General features: G+C 72.4%; 6 protein-coding genes. 4 read left to right on the top strand and 2 right to left on the bottom strand.

What is annotated here, in order from left to right:
- Positions 1–52: 52 nt before the first annotated feature.
- Both ACFWOG_RS23445 and ACFWOG_RS23440 read right to left on the bottom strand, forming a co-directional pair.
- Positions 53–1,180, bottom strand: a complete 1,128-nt coding sequence (locus tag ACFWOG_RS23445) for a FecCD family ABC transporter permease (RefSeq protein WP_380360752.1) — start codon at positions 1,178–1,180, stop codon at positions 53–55.
- Positions 1,177–2,238, bottom strand: coding sequence for a FecCD family ABC transporter permease (locus tag ACFWOG_RS23440; RefSeq protein ID WP_380360750.1), 1,062 nt, complete (start codon positions 2,236–2,238; stop codon positions 1,177–1,179). Before ACFWOG_RS23440 ends, ACFWOG_RS23445 begins: the two co-directional genes overlap by 4 nt.
- A 400-nt stretch (positions 2,239–2,638) precedes the next feature.
- On the opposite strand from ACFWOG_RS23440, the gene argB reads away from it, so the two are divergent.
- From argB to ACFWOG_RS23420, 4 genes are all read left to right on the top strand, one after another.
- On the top strand, positions 2,639–3,583 hold the full coding sequence (argB, locus tag ACFWOG_RS23435) for an acetylglutamate kinase (protein WP_380360754.1): 945 nt from the start codon (positions 2,639–2,641) through the stop codon (positions 3,581–3,583).
- A 252-nt stretch (positions 3,584–3,835) separates the two neighbouring features.
- Positions 3,836–5,194 carry a lysine N(6)-hydroxylase/L-ornithine N(5)-oxygenase family protein gene (locus ACFWOG_RS23430; protein WP_329948945.1) on the top strand — a complete coding sequence of 453 codons (1,359 nt, stop codon included), beginning with the start codon at positions 3,836–3,838 and terminating at the stop codon, positions 5,192–5,194.
- A gap of 83 nt (positions 5,195–5,277) precedes the next feature.
- Positions 5,278–5,538: a phosphopantetheine-binding protein gene (locus tag ACFWOG_RS23425; protein ID WP_329880803.1), complete on the top strand. Its 261-nt coding sequence runs from the start codon at positions 5,278–5,280 to the stop codon at positions 5,536–5,538.
- 184 nt (positions 5,539–5,722) lie between these two features.
- The gene (locus tag ACFWOG_RS23420) at positions 5,723–6,715 is read left to right on the top strand and encodes an ABC transporter substrate-binding protein (RefSeq protein WP_329948946.1); all 993 of its coding nucleotides are present in this window, start codon (positions 5,723–5,725) and stop codon (positions 6,713–6,715) included.
- Positions 6,716–6,804: the final 89 nt, after the last annotated feature.

Genomic DNA, 6,804 nt, shown 5'->3' with positions numbered 1-6,804 from the left:
TCCCCCGGGAGGGGCGGGCCCGCGCCTACGCGGTGCGGAGGGTCCTGTCGGCTCAGAGGCGTCCGGACCGCCACACGTGGAGCAGCAGCCAGACGAGGTAGAGCCCGCCGATCGCCGCCGTCATGATGCCGACCGGCAGCTGGATCGGGGCCACCACCCGCTGGGCCGCGAGGTCGCTGAGGCAGAGCAGCAGCGCCCCCATCAGCGCGGAGGGCAGCAGGCTGACGCCGGCGGCCCGGCCGAGGCGGCGGGCGAGCTGCGGTGCGGCCAGGGCGACGAAGGAGATCGGCCCGGCCGAGGCGGTGGCGACGGCCGAGAGCAGCACGGCGGAGACCACCAGCAGGGCGCGTGAGCGTTCCACCGGCACGCCGAGCGCCTTCGCCGCGTCGTCGCCGGCCTCCATCAGCCGCAGGTGCCGGCCGAGCAGCAGGACGGCGGGCAGCAGGAGCCCGATCGCGAGCGCCGCGGGGCCGAACTGGTCCCATCCGTGACCGTTCAGCGAGCCGGTGAGCCAGACCGCCGCGGCCTGCGCCTCGTCGATCGACGCCTCGATCATCAGGTAGGCGTTGACCGAACTCAGCAGCGCCCCCGCCGCGATCCCGACCACGATCAGCCGGTAGCCCTGCACGCCGCGCCGGTAGGCCAGCAGGTAGACCGTCAGGGCGGTGGCGAACCCGCCGCCGACCGCGCCGAGCGCCACCGCGAACGGTCCGCCGCCGAACACGAGGATCTGCAGGAGCGCCCCGGTCGCGGCGCCGGTCTCGAACCCGATCAGGTCCGGGCTGCCCAGCGGGTTGCGGGCCAGGCTCTGGAACACGGCGCCGCTCAGGCCGAGGGCCGCGCCGACGATGAGGCCGACCGCGAGCCGGGGCAGCCGCAGGCTGTTCACCACGTAGTCGGTGGCCGCGGTCCCCTGGCCGGCCAGCGCCTTGACCACGTCGACGGGGGAGACCTGGAAGTCACCGGTGCCGAGGGTGACGACGGCCACGGTGAGCAGGGCGAGGGCCAGACCGCAGCCGGCCACCAGCGGACGCCGGGCGACCCGCAGCTGCAGGGCACCGAGGCGGATCCGCAGGCCGGGGACGAGCCGGGCCGGGTCCGGTACCGCGGGCGCGGGCAGGGCGCGGGGGGCCGACGGGGGCAGCAGGGTGCCGGACGGGCTGTCCGGGAGGGGGCTCACAGCTGGGGGACCTTCCGGCGGCGGACCAGGGCGACGAGGACGGGGGCGCCCAGGGCGGCGGTGACGATGCCGACGGCCAGTTCGTCGGGGCGGACCAGGATCCGCCCGAGCACGTCGGCGCCGAGCAGCAGGGCGGGGGACAGGACCAGGCAGTAGGCCAGCAGCCAGCGCTGGTCCGGCCCGGTGACGAGCCGTACGGCGTGCGGCACGATGAGGCCGACGAAGCCGATCGGCCCGACGGCGGCGGTCGCCGCGCCGCAGAGCAGGGCGACCGCCACCGCGCCGAGCACCCGGGTGCGGGCCGGCCGGGCCCCGAGCGCGCTGCCGATGTCGTCGCCGAGGGCCAGCGCGTTCAGCGGACCGGCCAGGGCGAGGGCGAGCACGATGCCGGTCAGCAGGAACGGCGTCACCTGGAGGAGGACGGCGTCGCTGCGCCCGGCGAGGGTGCCGACGGACCAGGTGCGCAGGGTGGCGAAGGAGTCGCGGTCCAGGAAGGTGAGGGTGGAGATGCCCGCGATGAGCGAGGCGTTGACCGCGGTGCCGGCCAGGACCAGCCGGATCGGGGAGGCGGCCGAGCGGCCCGCGGTGCCGAGGGTGTAGACGGCGGTCGCGGTGAGCGCGGCGCCGGCCAGGGCGAACCAGACGTAGCCGGCCAGGGTGGTGACGTGGAAGAGGCCGATGCCGGCGACGACGGCGGCGGAGGCGCCGGACTCGATGCCGAGCAGGCCCGGGTCGGCGAGCGGGTTGCGGGTGAGCGCCTGCATGAGGGCGCCGGCCAGGCCGAGGCCCGCGCCCACCGCGAGTCCCAGCAGGGTCCGGGTGAGCCGGTAGTCCTGGACGATGACGGCGTTCTCGGTTCCGTCGGGTGCGAAGAGCCCGTGCAGGACGGTGGTGAAGGGGATGGATCGTGCACCCACCGAGATGCTGAGCACCGCGATCACGAGGAGCAGCAGGAGGGCGGCCAGCAGCCCTGCGGCGCGTAGTCGGGGCGCGGTCCGTCGGGACCGGAGGGGTTCGGCGGGGCCGCCCGCGGGGACCCCTTGCTGAACGAGGCTCACTCGTGCACTCACTCCTCGGAGGGTGGGGCGGAACACTCTCCGCCACGATTTTTAGTTAGGTGAGCCTATCCTAAATTGGCCGGATTCGGTGCCCGGTCCGGGCGCCCGGACCGGCCCCGCCGCGGCCCCTCCGAGCGGCCGCTGACCGGGGGTTGGCGACCCGTCAGGAGTCGGCCGGACCGGCTCCGCGCGGTGCCGGAGGGGTGGCGGAACCTCGCCGCCCGCCGGGCTCGCGGTCGTGACGGGGCAGAGTGGGCAATGTAAGGTCAACCTTGCCTAACCAGGGCCGGGCGGGGGACTCACCTTCCTCGACCGTGACCGGGCGGGCTGGTGGAACACGGTGCGGCCGGAATGAACGAGTTGAGACAAAGGACGCGTGGGACTGGTGGGCAGAGGCAGTGTGAGTCCTGGCAGGTCCGGCGGAGTCGGAGCCGGGCAGCGCCCGCCCGGTCTCCAGGAGTGCCTGTCCGACCTGAGGCGCTTCCGGGGTTCCACCGTCGTCGTGAAGTTCGGCGGCAACGCGATGGTGGACGAGGCCCGGAAGGCCGCCTTCGCCCGGGACGTCGTCCTCCTGCGCTACGCGGGCCTTCGCCCGGTGGTCGTGCACGGCGGCGGCCCGCAGATCGGCGCACAGCTCCAACGGCTCGGACTGACCTCCTCGTTCACGGCCGGCCTGCGGGTCACCACGCCGGAGGCCATGGAGGCCGTCCGGATGGTGCTGGCTGGTCAGGTCCAGCGGGAGCTGGTCGGCCTGATCAACTCCCACGGGCCGTTCGCGGTCGGGATGACCGGCGAGGACGCGCACACCATGACCGCGCGCAAGCGCTACGCGGTGGTGGACGGCGAACGGGTCGACATCGGCCTCGTCGGCGAGGTCTCCTCCGTCAGTCCGTCGCTGCTGTCGACCCTGCTGGCGGACGGGCGCATCCCGGTGGTCTCCTCGGTCGCCCGGGGCGAGGACGGGAACGTCTACAACGTCAACGCCGACACGGCCGCCGCCGCGGTGGCGGGCGCGCTGCGTGCGGACGTGCTGCTGATGCTGACCGACGTCCCCGGCCTCTACCGTTCGTGGCCCTCCGACACCGAGGTGGTGTCGCGGCTCACCGCGCCCGAGCTGGCCGAGCTGCTGCCGGGCCTGACCGGGGGGATGGTGCCCAAGATGGAAGCCTGTCTCGACGCGCTGCGGGCGGGGGTGGGCGTCGTGCGGGTCCTGGACGGGCGGGTGCCCTACGCCCTGCTGCGGTCCTTCGGTGACTCCTCCCCCGGGACGGAGATCGTGGCCCGGCCTGAGGCCCCGGCCGACACCCCGCATGCCGCGGTGCAGACGGCTCCCGCGCTGCGGTGAGCCCGTGAACGGGGCTCGAATGTCCTGATTCAGACGCTCTGTCCGGAAAATCCGGTCATGAGCACACCCGACTCGGAGAAACCGCTGATCGGAGCCCGGATGCGGGTCCGGTCAGTGAACTTGACTCCATGGCTCCGATAAGGGAACTTAGGCAAGCCTTGCCTTAGGTCTTCGGTGGTCACGCCGGGGTTCGACAGGTCCGGGAGCTCCGCTCCGGGCCCCTGAACGAGTAGTAGACGGAAGGATTGAGTCATGTCGCGCGAGAACGGCGCAAACTACGGAGGTGGCAGCGTCGACGACCTGGTCGGCATAGGCTTCGGCCCGGCCAACCTGGCCCTGGCGATCGCGATCGACGACCACAACCGTCGCAACCCCGGGCAGTCGCTCGCCGTCCGCTTCCTGGAGAAGCAGGAACGTTTCGGATGGCACCGGGGCATGCTGCTGGACGGCGCCACCATGCAGGTCTCCTTCCTCAAGGACCTGGTGACCCTGCGTGACCCGCGAAGCCGCTTCACCTTCCTGTCCTACCTCCAGGAGCGGGGCCGGCTGGTCGACTTCATCAACCTGAAGTCCTTCTACCCGACCCGCCTGGAGTTCCACGACTACTTCGAGTGGTGCGCCGCGGAGTTCACCGACCAGGCCGCCTACGGCCGCAAGGTCACCGCCGTGCGGCCGGTGGAGTCGGACGGCCGGATCGACAGCGTCGAGGTCGTCTCCGAGGCGGTCACCGGTGGCGACCAGGAGGTCCGCCGGGCCCGGAACATCACGGTCGGCACGGGTCTGACCCCGCGTGTCCCCGACGGCGTCACGCTCGGCGAGCGCGTCTGGCACGCCCGGGACCTGCTGCTGCAGGCACCCACGCTGGTCGGCCAGGAACTGCGCCACCGCCGGATCGCCGTGGTCGGCGCCGGCCAGTCGGCCGCCGAGGCGGTCGAGTACCTCCACCGCACGTTCCCCGACGCCGAGATCTGCGCGGTCCTCTCCCGCTACGGCTACAGCCCGGCCGACGACAGCCCCTTCGCCAACCGGATCTTCGACCCGGCCGCGGTCGACGAGTTCTACGGGGCCTCCGAGGAGGCCAAGCAGACCCTGCTCCGCTACCACGCGAACACCAACTACTCCGTGGTCGACGGCGATCTGATCGAGCAGCTCTACCGGATCGTCTACCAGGAGAAGGTCGCCGGCCGCGAGCGGCTGCGCGTCCTCAACGCCAACCGCCTGACCGGTGTCGCCCAGCACACGGACGGCGTGCGCGCCGAGGTCCGCTCGCTGACCACCGGCGAGGAGCAGACCCTCGACTGCGACGCGGTCGTCCTCGCCACCGGCTACACCCACGTGGACCCCCGTGAGCTGCTCGGCGACCTCGCCCCCACGCTCCTCACCGACGAGCAGGGCCGCCTGCGCGTCGACCGCGACCACCGGGTGCTGACCGAGGACCACGTCGACGTGGGGATCTACCTCCAGGGCGGCACCGAGCACACCCACGGGATCACCTCCGCCCTGCTCTCGACCCTGGCCATCCGCTCCGGGGAGATCTGCGACTCGCTCCTGCTGCGCCAGACCGGCGCCCAGCTGCGGGCCCAGAACAGCCGCCTCGGCGTAGCCGGCTGACCACGGATCCCGGGCCACCGGCCCGGATCCACCCGGCCGGACCCACCGAACCGCACACCCTCGCTACCGAACGGACCTTCAGCATGAGCGCCAGCACCGCACCGGGCCCGACGGGCTTCGACCCGGACACCGTCCGGGCGGACATCGCCGACATCCTCGGCGAGCGCCCGGAGGACATCGGTGACGACGACGACCTGCGCGACCTCGGCCTCGACTCGATGCGGGTGATGCACCTCGTCGAGGTCTGGCGCGCCCGTGGCGCCCGGGCCGAGTTCGCCGACCTGGCGGACCTCGGCGCGGAGCCCACCGTCGCCTCCTGGTCGGCCTACCTGAGCCGCGCCTGAGCCGCACCCGAGCCGCGCCCGGGGCACCACCCCGGGCCGTGCCCGCGCAACACCAGAGCCGTACCCAGCAGGACCGGAACCGCCGAAACCGCCCGTGCCCCCAGGCACCGGGCCCCCTGGACTCCGGCGGGCTCGCCCGACACACCGAACCCGCCGCGCACCTCGTAACACTTCAAGGAGAACCATGAACACCCGAGCCCTGACGTCCCGCAGCGTCAGAATCGCCGCCGTCGCCGCCACCGCCGCGCTCACCCTCGCGGCCTGCGGCTCCAACGGCGACAGCAAGGACGCCGCGGGCACGCCCTCGGCCGGCAGCGCCGCGTCCGGCCCCGTGGTGGTCGAGGCCACCAACGGCAAGATCACCGTCCCGGCCGGCGTCAAGCGCATCGTCAGCGTCTCCTACGCCACCGGCGCCCTGCTCGACCTCGGCGTCCAGCCGGTCGGCACCAGCACCATCGACGACAACAACCCGATGGAGCTGCTGCCCTCGCAGACCGAGGCCGCGAAGAAGATCGAGCCGATCGGCTCCGGCATCGAGATCAACATCGAGAAGGTCGCCTCCCTCAAGCCCGACCTGATCGTGGTCGAGGGCGCCAGCGCCTTCGACTGGGGCATCAAGAAGCTCGAAGGCATCGCCCCCACCCTGTACTTCGGCGTCGACACCCCGGTCGACCTGCTCAACGCGCAGGAGAAGATCGCCACCGCCGTCGGCAAGGAGGCGGAGTTCAAGAAGCTGAAGTCCGACTACGACGCCAAGGCCGCGAAGATCAAGACGGACTACGCGACCAAGCTCAACTCCGTGAAGTGGACCATCGCCTCCTCCTACGGCGGCGGCGAGTTCCTGGTCGACACCAGCACCTCCTGGGTCGGCCGCGTCCTCAACGACGCGGGTGCCAAGTTCTCCCAGGCGTCCTCGGACACCAAGGAGCACGAGACCACCTACTCCGTCGAGAAGCTCGACGTCCTCGCCGACGCCGACCTCATCCTCGTCCCCAAGATGGCCGCCACCGGCGAGGTCCCGCAGGACACCAAGGACCTCGACAAGCAGCCGTCCTGGAAGAACCTCAAGGCCGTCCAGGCCGGCAAGGTCATCCCGGTCACCTACGCCACCACCGACCGGTACGGCACCTCGATCAACGTCCTCGACCAGATCGAGACCATCCTCAAGGGCCTCTAGCCCACCACGTCCGGGTGGCCGCCGCCCCGCGCGGCCACCCGGACGGACACCACCACATCGCACCAAGCGCACGAGCGCCCCGGGCTGGC

This window comes from Kitasatospora sp. NPDC058406 (genome assembly GCF_042722765.1).
In the GTDB taxonomy this organism is placed as follows: Bacteria; Actinomycetota; Actinomycetes; order Streptomycetales; family Streptomycetaceae; genus Kitasatospora.
Note: the sequence above shows the minus strand (reverse complement) of the source record. Positions and strands in the feature narration are given on the sequence as shown.